Here is a 23,087-nt window from a genome sequence, read left to right on the forward strand (position 1 = left end):
TTTATTAATTAGTAATAGACTTTACTTTAATACCATCAAGCAAGTTTAAACATTTTTTAAGTTCATCCAAAACAATGAACTCATCAATTTTATGAGCCTGATCAATTGATCCAGGACCACAGACCACTGTGCTAATCCCAATTTCCTGAAATAAACCTGCTTCAGTTCCAAATGAAACAACTTGTCTAGAATTATCACCTGTCAAACTTGAAATTAATTCACAAGCATCTGACTTATCTTCTCTATCAAACCCAACTATTTCACCAATAATATCTTTTTCAATTGATGCATTAGGAAAAATTTTTTTCATCTCAGGTAATAATATTTCATTTGCATACTTGTCGATTTCTTGATTTAAAAATATGCCATCTTCTTTAACGACTGGTCTTGTTTCCCAATTAACATGACATTTGTCCGCTATTACATTGTGAGCAATACCACCAAACACACCACCAATAGAAAGGGTAGAGTGAGGTGGATCAAAAATAGAGTCCTTAGGTGCTCTACTTTTAAGTTTATTCCTAAGTTCAATTAATTTATTTACATATCTTGATGCATATTCAACAGCACTTACACCTTTATGAGGTGCCGAACTATGCCCCGCCAAACCTTTAAAATAAGTTGTGTATTCATAGCATCCCTTATGAGCATCGATAATCTTCATATTAGTTGGTTCACCAATGATACAAATACCATCTTTAATTTTTCTTCTTTTCAATTCTTCTATTAATATAGGTGCACCCTGGCATGCTGTTTCTTCATCAAACGTAAATGAGAAATGAATGTCTCTATTTAAATTTGATTTAGAATAAATAGGTGCATAAGCTAAAGTACAAGCAATAAAACCTTTCATATCACATGAGCCTCTTCCATATAATTTACCACCTTTGATAGTTGCAGTAAAAGGATCAGAACTCCAACCTTTTGAAACAGGAACTACATCAGTGTGACCTGATAAAATAATTGGCTTCTTATTATTTGAATTTTTAGCTTTTAGTGAAGCAAATAAATTTACTCTTTTTTTTTCATCATCATAAGTTCTAAAAGAAGTAGCGCCTAGCTTTTTTAAGATATCATCACAATAATCAATTAATGAACTGTTATCTTGTCCTGAAATAGTTTTAAAAGCTATTAAGTCTGTTAAAATTTGAACTGAATTTTTATACAATAACTCTGAATTATTTTCTGTACTCATATTTATCAACCATTATATATTAAATATATGAAAGAACAAATAACCTTTGAAATATTTGATAAAATAGATATTCGAGTTGGAACAGTAATCTCAGTAAAGAAAAATGAAAAAGCTAGAAAACCATCCTTAGTGGTTGAGGTTGATTTTGGTAAAGAGATTGGAATTAAACAGTCATCTGCTCAAATTACTCACTACTATAATGAAGATAACCTTAAAGGAAAACAAGTAATCGGAGTATGTAATTTTTTTGAAAAAAATATTGCAGGAGTGGTATCTCAAGTACTTATATTAGGATCAATAGATAAAGATGGAAAAGTTATACTTGTTCATCCATCTCAAAAATCTGAAAACGGTCTTCCGATAGCTTAATTCTTATGCATCCAGAATTATTATTATTAATAGGAATTTCTTTTTCATTAGGATTTACGCCAGGACCAAATAATGCTGTAGCAGCATACTCAGGCTTTAATTTTGGTATAAAAAAAACTTTACCACTAATTTTAGGAGTTGGTTTTGGTTATACAACATTAATCATATTGATTAATTTTGTTTTAATATCAACTTTTAAAAATTATCCAATCATACAGGAAATTATTAGAGTCCTTGGAACATTTTTTTTAATCTATCTAGCTTATAAAATTTCATTTTCAAAAATTTCTTCAGATGGAAAAACAGAAAACCCAGTAAAATTTTTAGATAAATTCATATTTCAATTTATAAACCCAAAAGGTGTTATGGCTGGAGTGACATTAAGTTCAAATTTTGTTGAACAAGGGGAAAAATACCTGAATCACTCTATTTGGGTGATTGTAGTTTGCAGTGTAACAGCATTTTTAAGTATCACTTCATGGACATTTTTAGGCAAGTTTTTAAGGAAATTTGCTACAAATAATAATTTTATAAAACGATTTAATTATGCTATGTCATTGCTACTTATCGTTTGTATAATAGGGTTCTACATCTAAAACTAAATGAAACCAGGAAATAAAAATTCATATAAATCTTTAAAGTCTATTAAAATTAATGATAGCGAATACAAATACTATTCTTTATTAGAAGCTGAAAAAAATGGCTTAAGCGGAATTTCAAAACTTCCAAAATCACTAAAAGTTTTATTAGAAAATTTACTAAGATATGAAGATGATTTATCTGTTACTAGAAATCAAATTGAGGCAGTTAAAGAATGGTTAAAGACAAAGAAATCCTCAACCGAAATTGCATATAGACCAGCAAGAGTTTTGTTACAAGATTATACAGGAATTCCTGCAGTTGCTGATCTTGCTGCTATGAGAGAAGCTGTTAAAGAAAAAGATAAAGATCCAAATACAATCAATCCATTATCTTCTGTTGACTTGGTCATTGATCACTCAGTTCAAGTTGATAAGTCAGCAAACATCGACTCATTTGAAAAAAATGTAGATATTGAATTTAAAAGAAATGGTGAAAGATATTCTTTTTTAAAATGGGGACAACAAGCATTTAATAATTTTAGAATAGTTCCTCCTGGAACAGGAATTTGCCATCAAGTCAATTTAGAATATTTATCTAAAGTGGTTTGGTCAGAAAAATTTAATGACGAAGACTATCTATTTCCTGATACTTTAGTTGGTACGGACAGTCACACAACAATGGTTAATGGCTTATCAGTTCTTGGTTGGGGTGTTGGTGGAATCGAAGCTGAAGCAGGCATGTTGGGCCAGCCAATCTCAATGCTAATTCCAGAAGTAATTGGATTTGAGGTTATTAATAAAATGCCAGAAGGTACTACAGCTACAGATTTAGTGTTAACGGTAGTAAAAATGTTGAGAGATAAGAGTGTTGTAGGAAAGTTTGTTGAGTTTTATGGAGAGGGGTTAAAAAATTTAACACTTGCTGATAGAGCGACAATTGCAAACATGGCTCCAGAGTATGGAGCAACTTGTGGTTTTTTTCCAATTGATGATGAGACATTAAAATATCTGAGATTTTCGGGACGAGACAATGAAGCAGTTAATATTGTTGAAAAGTATGCAAAAGAACAAGGCCTATGGGCTAGTGATGGAATTGAGTTTACTGACACTTTATCGTTAGATATGTCAACAATTGTTCCAACAATTTCAGGACCAAAGAGACCTCAGGATAAAGTTTTATTAACAGATGCCTCAAAAGAATTTAAAAAAGTTCTTGAAGAATCGACTAAAAGAAAAACAAAAAATATCTCAAAAGTTTCTGGAAAAAGTTATGAAATTAAAGATGGCTCCATATTGATAGCAGCAATTACCTCGTGCACAAATACATCAAATCCAAATGTTTTAATTGGAGCTGGGTTGCTTGCAAAAAAAGCTGTAGAACTTGGCTTAAAAACAAAACCGTGGGTAAAAACGTCATTAGCCCCAGGATCACAAGTAGTAACAGATTATTTAGCTAAAGCTGGATTGAATATATTTTTAGATAAACTAGGTTTTAATTTAGTAGGATATGGGTGTACAACTTGCATAGGAAACTCAGGACCTTTACCTGAGGAAATTGTGAAGGCTATTGATAAAGAAAATATATATGCTGTTTCAGTATTATCTGGAAACAGAAATTTTGAAGGAAGAATATCTCCACATATTAAAGCAAATTATCTAGCATCACCTCCACTTGTTGTAGCTTATGCCCTTGCAGGTCATATGGAATTTGATTTATACAATGAACCATTAGGGAAAAATAAAGAGGATAAAGATATATTCTTAAAAGATATTTGGCCATCTAACAAAGAAATAGAAGATACCTTAAGAGATGCTTTAAATGCTGAAATGTTTATCAATAGATATTCAAATGTTTCAGAAGGTCCTAAACAATGGCAAAAAATAAAAACTGAAAATACAAGTATTTATAATTGGGATACAAGTTCAACTTATGTAAAAAAACCACCATTTTTTGAAAACCTAACTGATAAACCTGAAGGTTTCAAACCTATTAAGGATGCAAGACCACTTTTGATTTTAGGAGATATGGTCACTACAGATCATATTTCCCCAGCTGGAAATATTCAAAAAGAAAGCCCTACTGGTGAATATTTTATGGAGCACCAAATATTACCTAAAGACTACAATTCTTATGGTTCAAGAAGAGGAAACCATGAAGTTATGATGAGAGGAACTTTTGCAAATATTAGAATAAAGAATGAGATGGCCCCAGGCACAGAAGGTGGTTTTACAAAATTATATCCTGAAGAAGAGGTAATGCCAGTTTACAGTGCTGTAGAAGAGTATAAAAAAAGAGGAACAGATTTGGTGGTTATTGGTGGAAAAGAATATGGCACAGGATCATCAAGAGATTGGGCAGCTAAAGGAACAAAATTATTAGGTGTAAAGGTTGTAATAGCAGAAAGCTTTGAAAGAATTCATAGATCGAACTTAATTGGTATGGGTGTATTACCACTTCAATTTACAGAAGGAACCAATAGAACTAATTTAAATTTAATTGGATCAGAGTTAATTACAGTTGTTGATATTCAAGAAGGTGTCAAACCTTCAGATCATATACAGGTAGAAATTAAATATGCATCAGGTGACATCAAAAAGATTAAAACACTCTGCAGAATTGATACAAAAAATGAATTAGAATATTATAAAAATGGTGGTATTCTTCAATATGTATTAAGGAACATGCTTTAAATATGGATGAAGAAATTACAATTATAGACTCTAATACAAGAAATGAAAAAATTAAAAATTTTTTTATTAATAATAAAAAAAATTTATTAATAGGGTTTTCAATTATACTCGTTGTAGTAATTAGTTATCTTTCAATAAAGGAATTGAAAGTGCAAAAAAAAATAAAATTAGCAAATGCATTCAATAAAACAAAAATAAATTTCAGTACAAATACAAAACAAAAAACAGCTGATCAATTAACTCAAATAATAAATGAAAATGACTCTACTTATTCACCTTTAGCTTTATATTTTTTAATAGATAACAATTTAATAGATGATAAAAATGCAATTAATAATTTGTTTGATGAATTAATAAACAAAACTACATTAGACAAAGAAATTAGGAATTTGATCCTATACAAAAAAGCATTATTTAATTCAAGCTTTTCAACAGAAAATGTTTTAATAAAAATATTAAATCCAATAATTAATTCTGAAAGTATATGGAAATCACATTCATTGTACTTGGTAGCAGAGTATTTTTATTCAAATAATGAAAAAAACAAATCAAAAGAGTTCTATAAAAAAATTTTAGAATTACCTAACATTAATTTAGATATTAAAAAAAAAACACAAAAAAGACTCAATAGAGATTTTAGTGAATAAAAAGTTTTTATTATTAATCACTATATTATTCATTGGTCATTGCTCTTTTGCTTCAAAAAGTAGTTTTTGGAAAAATAGTGAAATCAAAGAAGAAATAAATAAAAAAGAATTATTTAAAGAAATAAAAAAAACCAATTTTGAAATTAATCCAAATTTAGAAATAGATATAAGATCTAAGACATTTTCAAAAAAATCATTTCAAAATAATCTAACAAATAATAATGGAAGATTGGATTATGATGGTGAAATGAAAAAAGCTTTAAAATTCAATTTTTCAAAGATAAAAAAACTTAATGAATTTGAACCAGAAATAATTTTTGATAAAGATAATCTTATCTTTTTTTCAAAAAAGGGGTCTATTTTAAAATTTGACAGTAAATCCAAATTAATTTGGAGTAAAAATTACTATAACAAAGAAGAAAAAAAACTTGAGCCAATTTTATTTTTTGCAAATCATAATAACACTCTTATTGTTGCTGATAATATAGCTAAATTTTATGCATTAAATACTAATTCAGGGGAACTTCTTTGGAGTAAAAAAAATACTGTGGCGTTTAACTCTGAATTAAAAATCTATAAAGACCATTTTTTTGTAATTGATTATAAAAATATTTTAAGATGTTTTTCTATTAAAGATGGAAGGCAATTATGGAAAGTTAAAACTGAAAATTCAATACTAAAATCACAAAAAAAACTTTCTATTGTTATTGATAGAAATAAAGTTATTTTTAATAACTCTATAGGTGACATAACCGCAGTAGATATAAACACAGGAAATTTATTGTGGATTGTACCAACATTAAAAAATTTAGACTCTTCGAGTAGTTATTTTTTAAAAACATCAAATTTAATATTAAATAATGATAATCTTTATTTTTCTACAAATAAAAATGAGTTTTATTCCATAGACACTAATAGTGGAGTTGTTAATTGGATTCAAAATATTGGGTCATCATTACGATCAACAGTTGTTGAAAGAATTATATACTCAATATCTGATGATGGTTATTTGTCTATTTTAGAATCTAAAACTGGAGAAATTATTAGACGTACTGATATTTTTAATCAAATTAAAAAAAAAAAAAGAAATAAACTGCAAGTAACAGGATTTATAGTTGGAAAAAATAAAATTTATGTGTCAGTGAATAATGGAAGAATTTTAATTATTGATATAAAAAAAGGACGAGTTATGTCATCTATAAAAATTGATAATGGATATATTTCTAGAGGATTTGTTCTAGAAAAAAGCTTATTTGTAATAGCAAATGATGGCATAATTAAAGTACAATAAAATGTTTTTAAGGTTACTTGATAAACTGGGCCGTAAAAAAGTTGTATTGGATAGAGGACCCTCTCACCCAAATTATAAAAATGCAAAACCATGGATGAACAGGTATTATTTAATATTTAGAAATAGACCAAAGTGGTTTCCTTTTAATATTTTGATACATGAAATGTTGGCAGATGATCATGGAGAAGGTGTTCATACACATTTATGTCCATATATAACAATTATATTACGAGGAGGTTATTGGGAAACACTTAAAACAGGTAAATTCTGGAGACATCCAGGGTATGTTGGTTTCCGGTCGGCAAATAATCTTCATAGAGTTGATTTAGAGCCAGGTTCGAAACCTATGACAATATTTATACCAGGACCTTTCGGATTTAGAAAGGGACCAAGATCTGAGTATGGAATAGACTTTAAAATAAAGAAATGAAATTAGAGAAAATATTTTTAGAATTTTGTGTAGAGAAAAAGTTTGAAATCAATCAAAGTCAATTTAAAATAATCAATCATCTTCAAGATTATTATAAAAAAAACTTTGAAAGATCTATTTTAAGCAAATTTCTAAGTAAAAAAAATGATAAACTTGGTTTTTACCTTGCAGGAGATGTTGGTGTTGGCAAAACAATGATTTTAAATTTTTTTTTTGATAATTTTAAAAAAAGAAAATTGAGACTACATTTTAATGAATTTATGATTCATTTTCATAACTTTATCTTCCAAAACAAAGATAAAGATGGAATTGATTATTTTGTAAAAGATTTAAAATCAAAAACTGAATTAATTTATTTTGATGAATTTCAAGTTACGAATATAGTCGATGCAATGATTTTGGGGAAATTGTTTAAAAGAATTTTTCAAAAAAATATAAGAGTTATTTTTTCCTCAAATATAAATATTGATAACTTGTATAAAAATGGATTACAAAGAGATCAATTCATTCCTTTTATTAAAATTTTAAAAGAATTTTGTTGTGAAAAGAATTTATTGATTAAAGAAGACTATCGCACTAATAAAAATATAAATTTAGAAAGGTTTCTTTCACCAACAAATGAGTCAACAAATTTTATTTTTAATAAATTTTTTAGAAAAATAACAAAAGATAAAAAAAAATTTTTAAAAATAATTGAGATTAAAGGACGTAAAATAGTATTAGAAAACTTTTATGATGGAGTCGCTAAATTTAACTTTGAAGAACTTTGTAATAGAAATCTTGGATCTGAGGATTACATAAAAATTTCTGATAATTGTAGTTTTATTTTTATTGATAATTTGCCATTTTTTAATGATGATAATTCAAATCAACAAAAAAGATTCATTACTTTAATTGATATTTTGTATGAAAAGAAAATACCTTTAACAATTAGGTCTAAAGTTGATTTAAAATTGATTAAATCTTCAAAAAGTTTAGTTGATACATTCAAAAGAACAACTAGTCGTTTACACGAGTTGACCTCTATAAGTTTTGATTATCTATAAGGATCATAAGCCCATTGTAATATAGCTTGCCTTTGTCTTTTTCTACATCCAAGATCACCTTTTTCACAATTTTTTTCAATTGCTGAAACATGTCTTCTAAAATTTTTCCATCTTTTTATTTGAATTTTATCCATGTGCGCAATCCTTCTACCGTTACAAAATCTACAATACCATTGAAACCAACCCAGAGGATCTTCTTTAAAAATCCATCCTTTTTCTATCCAATGTTCTCTTGATAAACCTGAAACAACCTTAAATCTGTTTAAATTTACATCGAAAGTTTTACTTATCTTTGCATTTTTAAACCATGATTTAGGATATTCTTTTAAGCTTAGGCCAAAGTAAGCACCTCCAAAAACTCCTAATTCCATCATTCTTTTGGGAGTTAATTCAGGTTTAAAAATTTTATAAAAATCTAAATTATTATCTTCTTTTTGTAAAATTTTTTTCATTTACATACTTTTTTTATTGATTGATAAGTTTTTGATACATTTCTTTATCTGTATCGCCTTCACAACCAATAACCAATATATTAGACTTTGAGTTTAATTTTAATCTTTCTTTAATCTGATCATTAAGGCACGAAGCTATTAGACTAATCACTCCTGGAGCAGAGTTTTCTCCTGCTATTATTTTTTCTTCACTAAAGCTAGAATCTCCAAGCAACTTCATAGTTTTTGCAATATCATCATCAGGTAAACTAATACAAAACTTAACAGCATTTTTAAGTATTTCCCATGGCACTAAAGATACCTCACCACAAGACATTCCTCCCATTAAGCTTTCTCTTTTAATATCAATCTTTTCTATTTTTCCTGTTTTGATACTTTCCATTACGCATGCTGCACTATCTGGTTCAACAACAATAGTTTCAGGTACATTTTTTAAATATCTTGCTATACCCACAATCATAGCACCTGCCATACCACCAACTCCAGCCTGTAATATTATATGGGTGATTTTATCATTTTTAATTTGATCAACAATTTCTTTCATCATTACTGTGTAGCCAGCCATTGTATACATTGGCACTAACATGTAATTTTGCCAAGCAACATCCTGAACAATTTGCCAATTATTTTCTGTAGATTGTTTAATGCATTCAATTAATGATTTTTCATAATTGCCTTTAACTTTAATTACATCAGCACTAAGATCTGCCATAGCTTGTCCTCTTGCATCACTAACATACTCACTAATAAAAATTTTACATTTTAAACCAAGTCTTTTTGCGCCCCATGCAACAGATCTACCATGATTTCCAGCTGTAGCTGTTGCAACAACAATATCTTTATTTCCCTTTGTAACTTTTTCTACAGCATAGGCGCCACCAAGTGCCTTAAAAGATTTAAGATCAAATCTTTTACTTTCATCTTTATAAAAAATTTTATTCAAATTTAATTCCTTTGAAAGTTTGTTTAATTCAATTAATGGTGTTGGAGAATAATCTTTCCAACTAGAAATACTAGAATAGGCTTCATCAATATCTTTTTTTGGCAAAGAGTTTAAAATTTTATTCTCATCAAATAAAAAATTCTTATTTTCTAAAAAAGATGAAATAGACCAAAGTTCTTTTTGGAGTATTGTTTTCATTTAATTAACAATCAAGAGTGCTATTTTTTTCCCAATCAGTAACTGGGTCTTTTTTATCAAATTTTTCTTCTAGATCAAAATTCTCAATTTCTGATCTTTTTAATTTTATATAGCTTTTAATGGTATCATCACCTAAAGCTTCTCTAATTTCTTTACTACTTTCTAATTGATCCAAAGCATCTTCAATTGTATCTGGTAATTTCTTTAGATTTGGATAATTTTTATGATCAGTATACATGTTACAAGATAAAGGTTCCCCAGGATCTATTTTGTTATTGATTCCATGTAATCCTGCAGCAATTACCCCTGCTTGAAGCAAATAAGGATTTACAGCTCCATCCATTAATCTTAATTCAAATCTACCTTTATCAGGAACTCTTATCATATGAGTTCTATTGTTTCCCGTATAAGAAATACTGCTAGGTGACCATGTAGCACCTGATTTAGTTGGTGGTGCATTTATTCTTCTGTAACTATTAATTGTAGGGTTAAAAAAAGCAGTCAATGGCTGAGTAAGCTTCATAATTCCTCCTAAAAAATTATATGCTAACCTGCTTAAACCCAATCTATCTCCATTATCTAAAAATTTATTTATTTTTCCATTCCATAAAGAAATATGAGCATGACATCCATTTCCTGTTAAATTAACAAAAGGTTTAGGCATAAATGTTGCTCTTAATCCATGTTTTTCAGCCAATGATTTAACCATATATTTAAAAAAAACATGTCTATCAGCTGTTGTCAAACAATCTGTATAATCCCAATTCATCTCAAATTGACCATTCGCATCCTCATGATCATTCTGGTAAGGATTCCAACCCATATCAATCATACTGTCACATATTTCTTTAATTAAATCATACCTTCTCATTAAAGCAGATTGATCATAACAAGGTTTAGATTGAGTGTCTCTAGTATCAGCAATTCTGGTGCCATCTTCAGATATTAAAAAATATTCACACTCCACTCCAGACTTCATAACTAAATTTTTTTTATTTAGTTGATAGATTTGCTCTTTGAGCATTACTCTAGGTGATGCCTTTACTGGCTTTCCATACATATATAAGTCTGAAGCTAACCAACCTATTTCTTTGTTCCAAGGTAATTGAATTAAACTATCAGGATCTGGCAGAGCAAACATATCTCCATCTGCAGGAGACATATCTAACCAGGTTGCAAACCCAGCAAAGCCGGCACCATTCTTTTGCATATCAGCAATAGCTTGTGCTGGAACTAATTTTGATCTTAAGACACCAAAAAAGTCTACAAAACTAATTAAAAAGTATTTAATTTTTTTGGTTTTTGCAATTGTAGATAAATTTTTAGGCATTTTAATTCTTTAATTTATAACTGTTAATTAACCTTCACAATACTATTTTTTATTTTTTAATCCTGGTATCCAGTTAGTTCCTGCTAGTTGGACTCTAGCCATAGCAGCAGATTCAACTGTAAGTGCACATAAGTCTTCTGGCTCTAAATTATGTAAATCATTTTTACCAGAGGCTCTGGCTATTGTTTGAGCTTCAAGCGTCATTACTTTTAAATAATTTGATAAACGTCTTCCACCAGCAACAGGGTCAAATCGTTTCATTAGCTCAGGTTTTTGAGTTGTAATTCCTGCGGGGTCATTTCCTTCATGCCAATCATCATAAGCACCAGCGGTAGTTCCTAGTTTATTATAATCTTTTTCCCATTTAGGATCATTATCTCCTAATGCTATCATTGCAGCAGAACCAATTGAAACTGCATCTGCTCCAAGAGCCATTGCCTTAGCAACATCTGCACCATTTCTAATTCCACCAGATATGATTAATTGAACTTTTCTATGTTGATCTAAATCTTGAAGTGCATCTACAGCAGGTCTAATACATGCTAAAGTGGGTTGACCAACATTTTCTATAAATACTTCTTGAGTAGCAGCTGTTCCACCTTGCATTCCATCTAATACAACAACATCAGCACCAGCCTTAACAGCAAGCGCAGTATCATAATATGGTCTTGCTCCTGCAACCTTAATGAATATTGGAACTTTCCAACCAGTAATTTCTCTTATTTCTAAAATTTTAATTTTTAAATCGTCGGGACCTGTCCAATCAGGGTGTCTACATGCAGATCTTTGATCTATACCTTTAGGTAAAGTTCTCATTTCAGCAACACGATCACTAATTTTTTGGCCCAGTAACATTCCACCACCACCTGGTTTTGCACCTTGTCCTATAACTATTTCAATAGCATCTGCTTTTCGAAGGTCATCAGGATTCATCCCATACCTAGAAGGTAAAAGTTGGTAGATTAAATTTTTAGACTGTCCTCTCTCTTCTGGTGTCATTCCACCATCACCAGTAGTTGTAGATGTACCAGCCATACTTGCTCCACGTCCTAAAGCTTCTTTAGCTCTTCCTGATAACGCTCCAAAACTCATACCAGCAATTGTAATAGGAATGTCTAGTTCCAAAGGTTTTTTTGCATAACGAGTTCCTAAAGTTACTTTTGTATTACAATTTTCTCTATATCCTTCTAAAGGGTATCTAGACATTGAAGCTCCAAGAAAAAGTAAATCATCAAAGTGAGGAAGTTTTCTTTTAGATCCTCCACCTCTTATATCGTAAATTCCTGTTTCAGCTGCTCGTCTTATTTCTGAATTTGTATACTCATCAAAAGTCCATGATATACGAGGATGAGTTTTTTTATTATCTGGCATTATTAATAACTTGATACATTATCGATATTAAAATTATAAAGTTTTCGTGCTGAACCATATCTCTTAAAACTATCTGGTTTAATATTTTCTATTTCACTTTTTTTTAAAAGAGCTGAAATTTTATTCAAATGTTTCTTTTCCATTTTTTTTTCAATGCAATCTGCACCTAAAGATTTAACTGATCCTTTAACAAAAATATCTGTTTCATAAAGACTATCTCCTAAAGCTTCACCAGCATCTCCACAAACTATCATTGTACCAGATTGAGCCATAAAAGCCGACATATGACCAACTGAACCCTTAACCACAATATCAATTCCTTTCATTGAAATACCACATCTTGAACTAGCATCTCCATCAATTAAAAGTAAACCTCCATGTGCAGTAGCACCTGCAGATTGTGAAGCATTACCTTTAACATGAACAGTTCCGGACATCATGTTTTCAGCAACACCTGTTCCAACATTTCCATCTATCGTTACATGTGCTTTTTGATTCATTCCTGCACAGTAATAACCAACATGACCTTTTATTAAAACTTTCATTTCTTGATTTAATCCAGCACACAATGCGTGGTTACCCTCTGGGTTTATAATTATAAAATCTCTTTCATTTTTTTTAACATCTAAATTTTGAAGGGTGCTGTTAATTTCTCTTAATTTCTTTTTTTTTAAATCTAGTTTCATTAATTTCCCCACGAATAGACAATACCAGGTTCAGGTTCAAAAATTTTTGCACCATTTACATCAGGCAAATGTGCCATTGCTTGAAACTCAGATGCTATTGCAACATAGTTTTTTGTTTCTGCTATTACGGCTGGCTTACATGCTATTTCATCTCTAACAACTGCAAAGCCTTTTCTAGTTCCAGTAATAAAAGTATAAAAACCATCTAAATCCTTTAGACTAGAAGTAAGTGTATCTTTTAGAGATTTATTATTTGATAAACTGTTAGAAACGTATCCTGCTGCAACCTCAGTATCATTTTCAGAGTTAAAGAAGTTACCTTTTTTAGTGAGTTCTCTTCTTAAATTATTATGATTTGATAGTGATCCATTATGAACTAAACATTCATCCTCACCAGTCGAATAGGGGTGAGATCCATCTGTAGTTATAGCACTTTCTGTAGCCATTCTTGTATGGCCTATTCCATGAGTACCACTAAAACTATCTAATTTAAATTTTTTTACTACATCTTTAGGATTACCAACTTGTTTAAATATTTCTATTGATCGGCCATACCCAACTATAGATACTTTAGGAAAATTAGAATTGATTATCTTAATCACTTTCTTTGGTTGCTCAAGAGTTTTTAAAATTACATGATCTGAGATTTGAGTAAGTTTAGCTTTTTTAAGTTTTTTAGATATTTCTTTCTTAAAGCTATTAAAGTTTAAATCATTAATACATAAAGAAAATTTGTATAGTTTTTTACTTTCATCTTTATAAATCGCAAAGCCAGCACTGTCTGGTCCACGAGATTCCATATTATTAAGCATACCAGATAGCATCTTTCCTAAATTTTTTTCAAATTTTTTAGTTTTTAAGTAGATGCCAACAATTCCACACATAAATTTTTTTAAGTTTATTTTATTAAAGACAGTAGAAAATCTTTATAGTAGAAAATATTTCCTACTACAATGATGATAATAGCCGCTATCACTCCATATTTTGCTTTTGGAAAAACGACACCTCTCATTTTACTTGGTCTTAGATCTTCGTTATTGTTTCTATCCATGATTGTATAATTTTTGTAAAAAAAAGGGCGCTACAATTAAGTAGCGCCCAAATTTTTAATTGATATTACCAGTCGGTAATATTGCTCTTATGATCATTAGCACCATGTCTTTTTCTAGCCAATCTCGAGAGCTTTTCACTCTCAGATTTGTTAGTAAGGACATGCCAGCCAATCCAGAAAACTACACCTAGAATAACTAGTAAAGTTTCACTAGATCCAGCTCCGGGATAAACTGCTCCAACAACTTCCTTAGCACTTAAATGATCTATCCAGTTTGTTACTGTAGCCATATTTTTTCTCCTTTACCTAGTTGAAGAGGCGACTGCTTTTTCAGCATCTCTATCGTCCTCCATCATTTCATAGTCTAGTCCTGCTATTTCTACTTCACGTGGGATTCTTAATTTACCAAAAGCGCTTAGTATTCTAGCCAAGACATAGCCTGGTAACATTCCAAGAACTCCAAACATTATAATTGCTCCAAGGAATTGTCCCAGTGGATTGATTGATGCATAAGTTGATCCGTCCCACATAGCTCCAACACTGTATCCAGATGAAGGATAGCCATTTAAAACAAATCCACAAATTACAAGACCAACAAATCCTGCGTAACCATGTACTGCTACTGCACCAACCGCATCATCTATTTTGAACTTACGTTCAACCCAGTAATGCATTTTATATGCTATAACAACACCAATCGCACCAATAAGCATTGCTTGTATCGGGTGATACAAATCATTACCTGCAGATGCACAAATGATCCCAGCTAGTCCACTTGAGTAAGTCCAGAATGGATCACCTTTAGCGACCACGTATCCAGCTAATAATCCTCCTGATAGTGACATCAAGAAGTTATAGGTTATTCCACTCAGGGTGGTTGGGGTTACATATATGTTTGTTGCTGTCCAGTAGGTTACACCTTCCATTCCATATTCAGGTCCAAGATCAAATATCGGTATATTACATGCCGCATAAAATCCCCAGAAACCAGTATAGATTAAAAATAATCCAACTGTAACTAGCCATGGGTTTCTTGGTCCTATATTTCTTGGCTCACCACTTGATGAGAATTTTCCAATTCTAGGTCCTAAAACGATTAGAATACCTAAAGCAAATCCACCCGCAATTGCGTGAATTACTCCTGATGCATAAGCGTCATGATATCCTAAAATTTTGAGCATCCATCCATCAAAGTGCCATCCCCAAGCAGCATCGATTGTCCAAAATACAGATCCAATTGCAATCGCTAAAATACCAAATGCAAAAGTTGTAATCCTCTCAATGATTGCTCCAGAAACAATTGAAGCAGCTGTCCATGAAAATAGTAAAAATGCAGCCCAAAATACTCCACTTATGTGATCACCTAAGTTAACAGCCATTAGTGGACTGTTAGCTAAATAGTAAGTGGCACTAAACGCAGAATCGTCTGTTATTAATGCAGTACTCTCATTCATTATTGATGGTGCAATCCCTGGTCCTGTTGGGAATGCCCAGTAAATCCACCAACCAAAGAAAAACCAAGTTACCGTTACTAAGGGTATAACCATAGTATTTTTCATAAGAGTGTGTTGGTGATGTTTGTATCGAGAAGCTCCAACTTCATACATACAGAAACCGACGTGAATTAAAAACATCAGTACTACAGTTACCCAGTAGTAAAACTCTGTAAATATAGTTGTTAGAGCACCTAACTGATCAGTCATAATCTCTCTCCTATATTAGTTTCAGAAATCTTATGAAATTTAGGGAGGTGTGACAAACTAAACATTTCTTAAAAACCCAATACAGACGGTGAGTTTTTAAAAAATAAACAACTCTTGATTGTGATGCTAGAATTTTAGGTAAGCTTTTTTCAAATCAACAAGCGGATGTTTTGGAGACATTTGAAACTTAACTAAAAGCTCTCTTGCTATCATATCTCTATCTTGTTGGTTATCAGGTAATTTAATTGATTTTGGAATAGTTACCCATCCATTTGCATTTCTACAAAATACTGCAGGTCTATCTTCTTCATAACCCATATGAACATCTTCTAACCAATTAAGGTCATCCCAACCCATAGCTTCTACATACCTTTTTAGGAATGGAGTAATTCTTTTATAGTCTGGTAGTAAATTAACATCATATCTATAACCAATATGCTGACCAATTAATTTCTCTCTAGCTGTCTCTTTAAAAGTACCCAGTTTAAGTTTCTTTTCTTTTTTAACTTTTGCTTTTACTTTTTTTTTAACCATTTTTGATCCTTATATTTTATGATAATTGTCAACACCAACTGTATAGTTAGTTCCAGTCATAGGGACTTTTGCTAAAGCAGATGCCTCCATAGTCAGAGCAGCTAAATCTTCAGGTTCTAAAGAGTGAATATTTGTTTTACCACAAGCTCTTGCTAAAAGTTGAGCCTCTAGTGTCATTGCATGTAAGTAATTATAAACTCTTAATGCAGCATCATCAGGATTTAATCTGGCTCTTAATTTAGGATCTTGTGTAGCGACACCAACTGGACAACGACCAGTATGGCAGTGATAACATTCACCGGCTTTTACACCCATTTCTTTTTCAAAATTAGCTTCAGGTATATCTTTATTACAGTTTAAAGCGATCATTGATCCAGTACCAATTGCTATTGCATCAGCACCTAATGCTAAAGCTTTAGCCATATCAGCACCATCCCTAACACCACCAGCATAAATTAAAGTTACTTGTCCAGTTTTACCAACATCGTCGATAGCTCTTCTAGCTTCTCTGATAGCAGCGATTCCTGGAATACCAGTATTAGCAGCAGCTATGTGTGGTCCAGCTCCAGTTGACCCTTCCATTCCATCTAGATAAATAGAGTCAGGATTACACTTTGCAGCCATACGGACATCATCATAAACTTTTGACGCACCAAGTTTTAACTGAATTGGTACTTTATTTTTTGTTAATTGTCTTAACTCTTCAACTTTTAAAGCTAAATCATCAGGACCTAACCAGTCAGGATGTCTTGCGGGAGATCGTTGATCAATACCAGAAGGTAAAGATCTCATCTCAGCAACTTGATCAGTTACTTTTTGACCCATTAAGTGTCCACCCATTCCAACTTTTTGTCCTTGGCCAATAAACACCTCAATTCCATCTGCAAGTTGAGCATGATGAGGGTTAAAACCGTATCTTGATTGAATACATTGGTAATACCATTTTTCAGAATATCTTCTTTCATCAGGTATCATTCCGCCTTCACCAGAACATGTAGCACTTCCAGCCATTGTAGCTCCTCTTGCTAAAGCAGTTTTTGCTTCATAAGAAAGGGCACCAAAACTCATACCTGTAATATACACTGGTATGTCTAACTCAATTGGGTTTTCACAATTAGGACCAATTACAGTTTTAGTTTCACATTTTTCTCTGTAACCTTCAATTACAAACCTTGTGAGAGTACCTGGTAAAAAAACTAAATCATCAAATGTTGGAATCTTTTTCATTAATGCCATTCCACGCATTCTGTATCTTCCAAGTTGAGCTTTAATATGAATATCGTCTATGACTTCAGGAGTAAAAATAGCATTGTGTCCTAATAAACTTTTATTTCTTTTGCCTTCTTCATGAGCATGAACGTCAGCTTTTCCTCCAACGCTACCGTTTGATTTTTTTAATTTTTTTTCATTTTTTTTAGTTTTCTTTTTAGCCATTAGATAGCTCCTTTCTTTTCTGTAGGTTCTAGATTATCATAGTTCCAAAGTTTTTTACCTGCGACTATTTTTGTCATTTTACTAACATCAAATTTTTCACCTATCTCTGCAACTTTTAGTTTTCTTTTTAACCAGTCTTGATCACTGTTAGTAAGATCTGCAGTAACCGCATCACTTCCAAAAGAACTAATTTTACCACCAATAAATATTGTTCCATCATACATTGAGTCACCCAAATTTATTCCAACATCGCCAAGAATAATTATTCTTCCTCTTTGCATCATAAAACCAGTAAACGCTCCAGCATCACCACCAATAATAATAGTTCCACCCTTCATATCAATACCAGTTCTAGCACCAACACTTCCTTTACAAATTAAATCTCCACCTCTTATTGCGGCACCAAAACAAGAGCCAGCATTTTTTTCAATAACAACTTTTCCAGCCATTAAGTTTTCTGCGCAAGACCATCCTACTCTACCATTAATTCTAACTGTAGGTCCATCACATGAGCCCATGCCAAAATAACCCAAACTTCCTTCGAAAATTAAATTTAGTTTATTTAAAATACCAACACCCAAACTATGTTTTCCTTGAGGGTTTTTAATAACAATTGTTCCATAACCTTGGCTCATTAAATTATCTATCTCTTTATTAGCTTCAGGAGCTGTCATTTCATTAACATCTAACTCTGTTCTTTTATTAAAATCTACATCGTAAGTCCCAAAGTAAAAAAAATTTTCTGCCTCATCTGGGTTGAAAAACTTTTGTTGAGTTCTACCAGTTAAAACTTCGGTATGCATACCCATTGACTGGGACTTTGTTTTTTTCTCTGTAGTCTTTAAATTTGCCATACTTTTACCTCCCCATCAAATGGATCATATGTATCTATCTCTTGCGGTAGAATTGATCTGATTGCTATTTCTTCTGAACCCATTGCTACTAAATCATCTGACTCATAAAGAACCAAAGGTTTTGCAGCCATTGTATCTTTAGCCATTCCTAAAGAATCTATAGTTGCAACAAAATATGTAAATACTCCATCAAGGCCTGTTAAAGAAGCTTTCATCCCCTCTTCAAGAGATGCTCCTTCTCTCATTTTTTGAGCAATGTATACAGCAATCAATTCTGAATCACATTCAGACATAAACCTCATACCTTTGTTTTCTAGTAACCTTCTGTTGTTCCAATAATTAGTTAATTGACCATTATGAACTACAGAAACATCACTAAAAGGATAACCCCAAAAAGGGTGAGCTGACTTAATATCTACACCAGACTCTGTAGCCATTCTAGCATGCCCAATTGCATGAGTTCCAACTACTTTATCCAAATCATATCTATCACAAACCATTTTAGCGTTACCTAAATCTTTTATAACCTCTAATGATTTTCCCATAGAAAGAATCTCAACACCTGGAATGCTTTCAATTTTTTGAGAAAATTTTAATAAATCTTTTGTTTCATATACAATTTCATATCTCAAAGAGTAGGGTAGAACTCTTTCTTCTTTAATTATTTTAGCACCTAGCTCAGATAAGTATTGATCAACAATTTTTTTTCTTTCATCATAAACTGAAACATCTTCAACTATCGAAGAGCTTCCTTCACCAACATTTTCACCAACCTTAAAACGCATAATAAAGTTTTTACCATCTGTATCACCATATAACGCGTAACCAGTAGAATCTTCTCCTCTATGTTTTAATGCTTGAAGCATTCCTTGTAGTTCACTTCCTACATTGGATGATTTTCCTCTATGTATTAATCCTGCTATTCCACACATTTATTTCCCCTGTTTCTATTAAAGATTATGGTAGACAATCCAGATATGTATCTAGATCCCATTGAGTTGTTGCACCTAAGAATTTTTCCCATTCATCATTTTTGTACCAATGAAAAACTTTATACATTTCATCTGGCATAGCTGATTTAATAACTTCATCTTCTGCTAAACGATTTAATGCCTCCCCTAGACTTAAAGGTAGTTTTTTAACTTCTTTTCCAGCAGCTTGAGCTTCATACATACTTCTAGATTCTGGTTTTCCTGGATCAATATTATTTGTTAACCCGTCATCAAAACATTTTAATAAACCAGAACCCATTAAATATGGATTGTGCATTGAGTCAACTGAACGATATTCAAATCTACCTGGTGCTGAAACTCTTAACCCACATGTTCTATTTTGATATCCCCAGTCAGCATAAACAGGAGCCCAAAAACCTGTATCCCATAATCGTCTATATGAGTTAACAGTTGAAGAGCCAATTGCAGTTAAGGCACCCAAATGTTTCATTACACCACCAATTGCTTTCAAACCAATTTTACCTGGTAACTGAACATCTTTTGTATCTGGCATAAATGTATTTGTTCCACCTTCTACATAAGTGAAAACATGGTCCATCCCTGGCAATGATTTATGAGATAATTTATTAATCACATCTTTTCCACCTGTCCATAAGGACATATTTGTATGACAGCCACTTGCTGACACACCCATAAAAGGTTTTGTCATGAAACAAGCTATTAAATTAAATTCTCTAGCTACTTGTGCGCAAATTTGTCTGTAAGTTGATAATCTATCTGCATTTCTTAAAACATCATCATACATCCAGTTTAATTCTAATTGTCCTGGTGCATCTTCATGATCCCCTTGAATCATGTCAAAACCCATTGCTCTAGCATATTTAAAGACTTGCATAAAAACTGGTCTTAACGACTCAAATTGATCTATATGATAACAATAAGGTTTAGAAAAACCCTTACCGGTAGGTGAACCATCTTCATTTTTAGTTAACCACATCATTTCTGGCTCTGTTCCAACTCTTAATTGGTAGCCATGTTTTTTTTTAAATTCTTGTGCATGTATTCTTAAATTTCCACGGCAGTCCGAAGTTAGATGTGCGCCTGGATTATCTCTTTCTTCTCTATTTCTAAAGCAAGTAACAAATACCCTTGCAACTTTTTTATCCCAAGGAAGTTGACAAAAAGTCTCAGGATCAGGTATGCCAACAAGCTCTTTAGCCTCTGGTCCATAACCAATATAATTTCCATGACGATCTGTGAACAAGTTTGCTGTAGCACCGTAAACTAATTGAAAGCCTTTTTCACAAGTTCTTTCCCAATGATCAGTTGGAATACCTTTACCTACAACTCTTCCAGTTACTGAAATAAATTGAAAAAAAATATATTCAACACCCAGCTCATTAATCTTAGCTCGTACTTGCTTTACTAATTTGTCTCTACCGGGTTGCGCAACATGCTTCTCTAAATCAGTCATTATCCCTCTCTCTAATGAATTTTTATTTAAGGAACCGTAACTGAAAAAATTATTTGTGTCCAGGCTTGAAGTTTAACTCCAAGGGAATGGACTATTAGAAGTTGGATGAAGTTCACCCTTCTCGTAACGGTTGAATCTAAACGGTTTTAATAATTCACTTTCAGTCCCCAAAATTTCTTGCGCAACAAGCTCACCTACACCAATCATTTTATATCCATGGTTTGCATCTGCTATCATGTAAACATTTTCTAAAAATCTATCGAAGATAGGAAAATTATCTGGTGTCATACATCCAAGACCACCCGAAGGTCCTTTTCTATATAAACCAGATTTACCTTCAAACCTTTTATGACAATGAGCCAAAGCTGAGCACCACATATCATTAAAGGACTCTGTTGTTTGAAATTCAGGAGAGTCAAGTCCGTAAGGATCAATATTTATTTTATCAAAATGTTTATCAACTATGTAAGGAGATGTTCCACCCTGAACACCAAGACCTTCAATGTCTGGCTTATAATAGATTCCCCAAAGTTCATCTGTAATTAATTTCTTACTTGTATCGGAATATAGCGGAGCAGTCGAATCAACATGCATTACAGGAGGCTGACCACCATCATTCATTCTTAAAAAATCTTTATCAACACCAATAACACCTTCTTGTAACATCCAATATTTCCACATATCTTCTTTATGAAATTTTCCATCTTGTCCTTTAATATTTGCAACTTTTGGAAGCTCTAACATATTCCAAAAATCTCTAACCCAAGGACCAGCACCAACAACTACTTGTTCACACTCAATAATTCCCTTGTCTGTTTCGACACCTGTAACTGCTTTACTATTACTTCCTCTTTTAAATCCTGTAACTGTCACACCCTTAATAACCTCAACACCGTTTGTAGTAGATTTTTCTTCTAGAGCTTTTACGGAAGCCTTGTTGAATGCATAGCCACCTTTTTTTTCATGTAACACAGAAGTTATACCTTCTGCTTGCCAATCATCAAACATACTCTTCATATATTTAGTGCAGTCTGCTTCACCTTCTATAAATTCTGATTCATATCCAATAGCTTTTTGTTGCTCAAAAATTGTAGCAACATCTTCGTGCATAACTTCTGGAGATATCTGCAAGTACCCTACGGCATTATATTTCCATGCTTTAGGGTCACTTTCCCATACAGAAACTGAATGCGCCATTAACTCTCTCATAGCTGGTTGAAAATAATTATTTCTTATAACACCACAAGCAATTCCACTTGCACCTGCTGCAGTATCTTTTTTTTCAAGAATTACAATGTCACCAGGATTTTTATAAGTTTCTGAAAGTTTCCAAGCTGTACTCAAGCCATGAATTCCTCCACCTATGATAACTACTTTAGCTTTAGTTGGCAGTGATGACATATCAAAACAATATTTTTCTTAAAAAGTAATTAATATAATTATTTTTATAACTAAATTTTATATATAAAAAATGTTAATTTAATAAGATTGTTAAATAAACAACTAATAGCTTATCTTTTTCAGTGTGTTTAAATATTCTTTAAACTCATTAATAAATGTTTCACTGGGCATTATATTTTTTATTCGCTGATCAGTTGAAGTCTTTTCAAGACGAAAGAATCCTTTTTCACAAGCTTCATTAATTATTAAAGCAGATTTTGGTCTAGAGGTTTTAAATAACTTTGTTTTTAATCCTTCAACAGATAATTTCTCATTTAACTTGTATGCAGACATTACTAAAAGCATCATATGATAGTGTGATGGAGATTTTCTAAAAAAATAGTTACTTGAAGTATGTGACTGTTTCATCTGATCTTCCCAAAAATTTAATAAATCTTTGCTACCATCAGACAT

General features: G+C 31.7%; 24 protein-coding genes. 7 read left to right on the forward strand and 17 right to left on the reverse strand.

Going from position 1 to position 23,087, the window contains the following annotated elements; translation table 11 throughout:
- Positions 1–4 precede the first annotated feature (4 nt).
- The gene (argE, locus tag VP91_RS04125) at positions 5–1,195 is read right to left on the reverse strand and encodes an acetylornithine deacetylase (RefSeq protein ID WP_169036191.1); all 1,191 of its coding nucleotides are present in this window, start codon (positions 1,193–1,195) and stop codon (positions 5–7) included.
- A 27-nt stretch (positions 1,196–1,222) separates the two neighbouring features.
- On the opposite strand from argE, the gene VP91_RS04130 reads away from it, so the two are divergent.
- The 7 genes from VP91_RS04130 to zapE are packed head-to-tail and all read left to right on the forward strand — an operon-like array spanning position 1,223 to position 8,250.
- Positions 1,223–1,564 (forward strand): tRNA-binding protein, encoded by a 342-nt coding sequence (locus VP91_RS04130; protein WP_169036192.1) that lies wholly within the window; start codon positions 1,223–1,225, stop codon positions 1,562–1,564.
- A 5-nt stretch (positions 1,565–1,569) separates the two neighbouring features.
- The gene (locus tag VP91_RS04135; RefSeq protein WP_169036193.1) at positions 1,570–2,160 is read left to right on the forward strand and encodes a LysE family translocator; all 591 of its coding nucleotides are present in this window, start codon (positions 1,570–1,572) and stop codon (positions 2,158–2,160) included.
- A gap of 6 nt (positions 2,161–2,166) precedes the next feature.
- Positions 2,167–4,836, forward strand: coding sequence for an aconitate hydratase AcnA (gene acnA, locus VP91_RS04140; RefSeq protein ID WP_169036194.1), 2,670 nt, complete (start codon positions 2,167–2,169; stop codon positions 4,834–4,836).
- Between the two features lie 2 nt (positions 4,837–4,838).
- Entirely contained in the window at positions 4,839–5,483 is a 645-nt protein-coding gene (locus tag VP91_RS04145) for a hypothetical protein (RefSeq protein ID WP_169036195.1), read from the forward strand.
- Entirely contained in the window at positions 5,476–6,774 is a 1,299-nt protein-coding gene (locus VP91_RS04150) for a PQQ-binding-like beta-propeller repeat protein (RefSeq protein ID WP_169036196.1), read from the forward strand. Before VP91_RS04145 ends, VP91_RS04150 begins: the two co-directional genes overlap by 8 nt.
- Before the next feature lies 1 nt (position 6,775).
- Positions 6,776–7,204: a hypothetical protein gene (locus tag VP91_RS04155; protein ID WP_169036197.1), complete on the forward strand. Its 429-nt coding sequence runs from the start codon at positions 6,776–6,778 to the stop codon at positions 7,202–7,204.
- Positions 7,201–8,250, forward strand: a complete 1,050-nt coding sequence (gene zapE, locus VP91_RS04160; RefSeq protein ID WP_169036198.1) for a cell division protein ZapE — start codon at positions 7,201–7,203, stop codon at positions 8,248–8,250. The genes VP91_RS04155 and zapE overlap by 4 nt, the downstream gene beginning before the upstream one ends.
- On the opposite strand, the gene VP91_RS04165 is transcribed toward zapE, so the two are convergent.
- From VP91_RS04165 to VP91_RS04240, 16 genes are all read right to left on the reverse strand, one after another.
- Positions 8,241–8,702: a hypothetical protein gene (locus VP91_RS04165; RefSeq protein WP_169036199.1), complete on the reverse strand. Its 462-nt coding sequence runs from the start codon at positions 8,700–8,702 to the stop codon at positions 8,241–8,243. The genes zapE and VP91_RS04165 overlap by 10 nt on opposite strands.
- 13 nt (positions 8,703–8,715) lie before the next feature.
- Positions 8,716–9,843 (reverse strand): diaminopropionate ammonia-lyase, encoded by a 1,128-nt coding sequence (locus tag VP91_RS04170; protein ID WP_169036200.1) that lies wholly within the window; start codon positions 9,841–9,843, stop codon positions 8,716–8,718.
- 4 nt (positions 9,844–9,847) lie between these two features.
- The gene (glnT, locus tag VP91_RS04175; protein ID WP_169036201.1) at positions 9,848–11,173 is read right to left on the reverse strand and encodes a type III glutamate--ammonia ligase; all 1,326 of its coding nucleotides are present in this window, start codon (positions 11,171–11,173) and stop codon (positions 9,848–9,850) included.
- A gap of 42 nt (positions 11,174–11,215) precedes the next feature.
- Complete coding sequence (locus VP91_RS04180) at positions 11,216–12,544, reverse strand: FMN-binding glutamate synthase family protein (protein WP_169036202.1); 1,329 nt, start codon at positions 12,542–12,544, stop codon at positions 11,216–11,218.
- Positions 12,545–12,546: 2 nt separating this feature from the next.
- Complete coding sequence (locus VP91_RS04185; RefSeq protein ID WP_169036203.1) at positions 12,547–13,230, reverse strand: protein glxC; 684 nt, start codon at positions 13,228–13,230, stop codon at positions 12,547–12,549.
- The gene (locus VP91_RS04190) at positions 13,230–14,114 is read right to left on the reverse strand and encodes a class II glutamine amidotransferase (RefSeq protein WP_169036204.1); all 885 of its coding nucleotides are present in this window, start codon (positions 14,112–14,114) and stop codon (positions 13,230–13,232) included. The genes VP91_RS04185 and VP91_RS04190 overlap by 1 nt, the downstream gene beginning before the upstream one ends.
- A 14-nt stretch (positions 14,115–14,128) precedes the next feature.
- Positions 14,129–14,281 carry a hypothetical protein gene (locus tag VP91_RS04195; RefSeq protein WP_169036205.1) on the reverse strand — a complete coding sequence of 51 codons (153 nt, stop codon included), beginning with the start codon at positions 14,279–14,281 and terminating at the stop codon, positions 14,129–14,131.
- Positions 14,282–14,346: 65 nt separating this feature from the next.
- The gene (locus tag VP91_RS04200) at positions 14,347–14,571 is read right to left on the reverse strand and encodes a hypothetical protein (RefSeq protein ID WP_169036206.1); all 225 of its coding nucleotides are present in this window, start codon (positions 14,569–14,571) and stop codon (positions 14,347–14,349) included.
- 12 nt (positions 14,572–14,583) lie between these two features.
- Positions 14,584–15,984: an ammonium transporter gene (locus tag VP91_RS04205; RefSeq protein WP_169036207.1), complete on the reverse strand. Its 1,401-nt coding sequence runs from the start codon at positions 15,982–15,984 to the stop codon at positions 14,584–14,586.
- Between the two features lie 126 nt (positions 15,985–16,110).
- Positions 16,111–16,518 (reverse strand): hypothetical protein, encoded by a 408-nt coding sequence (locus tag VP91_RS04210; RefSeq protein WP_169036208.1) that lies wholly within the window; start codon positions 16,516–16,518, stop codon positions 16,111–16,113.
- Positions 16,519–16,527: 9 nt separating this feature from the next.
- Positions 16,528–17,952, reverse strand: coding sequence for an FMN-binding glutamate synthase family protein (locus VP91_RS04215; RefSeq protein ID WP_169036209.1), 1,425 nt, complete (start codon positions 17,950–17,952; stop codon positions 16,528–16,530).
- On the reverse strand, positions 17,952–18,806 hold the full coding sequence (locus VP91_RS04220; protein ID WP_169036210.1) for a GXGXG motif-containing protein: 855 nt from the start codon (positions 18,804–18,806) through the stop codon (positions 17,952–17,954). Before VP91_RS04220 ends, VP91_RS04215 begins: the two co-directional genes overlap by 1 nt.
- Positions 18,794–19,738, reverse strand: a complete 945-nt coding sequence (locus VP91_RS04225) for a class II glutamine amidotransferase (RefSeq protein ID WP_169036211.1) — start codon at positions 19,736–19,738, stop codon at positions 18,794–18,796. Before VP91_RS04225 ends, VP91_RS04220 begins: the two co-directional genes overlap by 13 nt.
- A 25-nt stretch (positions 19,739–19,763) precedes the next feature.
- Positions 19,764–21,233, reverse strand: coding sequence for a glutamine synthetase family protein (locus VP91_RS04230; protein WP_169036212.1), 1,470 nt, complete (start codon positions 21,231–21,233; stop codon positions 19,764–19,766).
- Positions 21,234–21,305: 72 nt separating this feature from the next.
- On the reverse strand, positions 21,306–22,634 hold the full coding sequence (locus VP91_RS04235) for an NAD(P)/FAD-dependent oxidoreductase (protein WP_169036213.1): 1,329 nt from the start codon (positions 22,632–22,634) through the stop codon (positions 21,306–21,308).
- Between the two features lie 102 nt (positions 22,635–22,736).
- Positions 22,737–23,087: a hypothetical protein gene (locus tag VP91_RS04240; protein WP_169036214.1), complete on the reverse strand. Its 351-nt coding sequence runs from the start codon at positions 23,085–23,087 to the stop codon at positions 22,737–22,739.

Source organism: Candidatus Pelagibacter communis (genome assembly GCF_012932795.1).
Lineage (GTDB): Bacteria > Pseudomonadota > Alphaproteobacteria > Pelagibacterales > Pelagibacteraceae > Pelagibacter > Pelagibacter ubique_S.

What these genes read in the sequence shown, in the direction of transcription:
- acnA (WP_169036194.1), top strand. Translation starts at nt 2,167, where the DNA reads ATGAAACCAGGAAATAAAAATTCATATAAATCTTTAAAGTCTATTAAA.
- VP91_RS04185 (WP_169036203.1), bottom strand. Translation starts at nt 13,230, where the DNA reads ATGAAACTAGATTTAAAAAAAAAGAAATTAAGAGAAATTAACAGCACC.
- VP91_RS04230 (WP_169036212.1), bottom strand. Translation starts at nt 21,233, where the DNA reads ATGACTGATTTAGAGAAGCATGTTGCGCAACCCGGTAGAGACAAATTA.
- VP91_RS04205 (WP_169036207.1), bottom strand. Translation starts at nt 15,984, where the DNA reads ATGACTGATCAGTTAGGTGCTCTAACAACTATATTTACAGAGTTTTAC.
- VP91_RS04215 (WP_169036209.1), bottom strand. Translation starts at nt 17,952, where the DNA reads ATGGCTAAAAAGAAAACTAAAAAAAATGAAAAAAAATTAAAAAAATCA.
- VP91_RS04180 (WP_169036202.1), bottom strand. Translation starts at nt 12,544, where the DNA reads ATGCCAGATAATAAAAAAACTCATCCTCGTATATCATGGACTTTTGAT.
- VP91_RS04135 (WP_169036193.1), top strand. Translation starts at nt 1,570, where the DNA reads ATGCATCCAGAATTATTATTATTAATAGGAATTTCTTTTTCATTAGGA.
- VP91_RS04195 (WP_169036205.1), bottom strand. Translation starts at nt 14,281, where the DNA reads ATGGATAGAAACAATAACGAAGATCTAAGACCAAGTAAAATGAGAGGT.
- VP91_RS04200 (WP_169036206.1), bottom strand. Translation starts at nt 14,571, where the DNA reads ATGGCTACAGTAACAAACTGGATAGATCATTTAAGTGCTAAGGAAGTT.
- VP91_RS04210 (WP_169036208.1), bottom strand. Translation starts at nt 16,518, where the DNA reads ATGGTTAAAAAAAAAGTAAAAGCAAAAGTTAAAAAAGAAAAGAAACTT.
- VP91_RS04240 (WP_169036214.1), bottom strand. Translation starts at nt 23,087, where the DNA reads ATGTCTGATGGTAGCAAAGATTTATTAAATTTTTGGGAAGATCAGATG.
- VP91_RS04220 (WP_169036210.1), bottom strand. Translation starts at nt 18,806, where the DNA reads ATGGCAAATTTAAAGACTACAGAGAAAAAAACAAAGTCCCAGTCAATG.
- glnT (WP_169036201.1), bottom strand. Translation starts at nt 11,173, where the DNA reads ATGCCTAAAAATTTATCTACAATTGCAAAAACCAAAAAAATTAAATAC.
- VP91_RS04165 (WP_169036199.1), bottom strand. Translation starts at nt 8,702, where the DNA reads ATGAAAAAAATTTTACAAAAAGAAGATAATAATTTAGATTTTTATAAA.
- VP91_RS04190 (WP_169036204.1), bottom strand. Translation starts at nt 14,114, where the DNA reads ATGTGTGGAATTGTTGGCATCTACTTAAAAACTAAAAAATTTGAAAAA.
- zapE (WP_169036198.1), top strand. Translation starts at nt 7,201, where the DNA reads ATGAAATTAGAGAAAATATTTTTAGAATTTTGTGTAGAGAAAAAGTTT.
- VP91_RS04130 (WP_169036192.1), top strand. Translation starts at nt 1,223, where the DNA reads ATGAAAGAACAAATAACCTTTGAAATATTTGATAAAATAGATATTCGA.
- VP91_RS04170 (WP_169036200.1), bottom strand. Translation starts at nt 9,843, where the DNA reads ATGAAAACAATACTCCAAAAAGAACTTTGGTCTATTTCATCTTTTTTA.
- VP91_RS04145 (WP_169036195.1), top strand. Translation starts at nt 4,839, where the DNA reads ATGGATGAAGAAATTACAATTATAGACTCTAATACAAGAAATGAAAAA.
- VP91_RS04235 (WP_169036213.1), bottom strand. Translation starts at nt 22,634, where the DNA reads ATGTCATCACTGCCAACTAAAGCTAAAGTAGTTATCATAGGTGGAGGA.
- VP91_RS04225 (WP_169036211.1), bottom strand. Translation starts at nt 19,738, where the DNA reads ATGTGTGGAATAGCAGGATTAATACATAGAGGAAAATCATCCAATGTA.
- VP91_RS04155 (WP_169036197.1), top strand. Translation starts at nt 6,776, where the DNA reads ATGTTTTTAAGGTTACTTGATAAACTGGGCCGTAAAAAAGTTGTATTG.
- argE (WP_169036191.1), bottom strand. Translation starts at nt 1,195, where the DNA reads ATGAGTACAGAAAATAATTCAGAGTTATTGTATAAAAATTCAGTTCAA.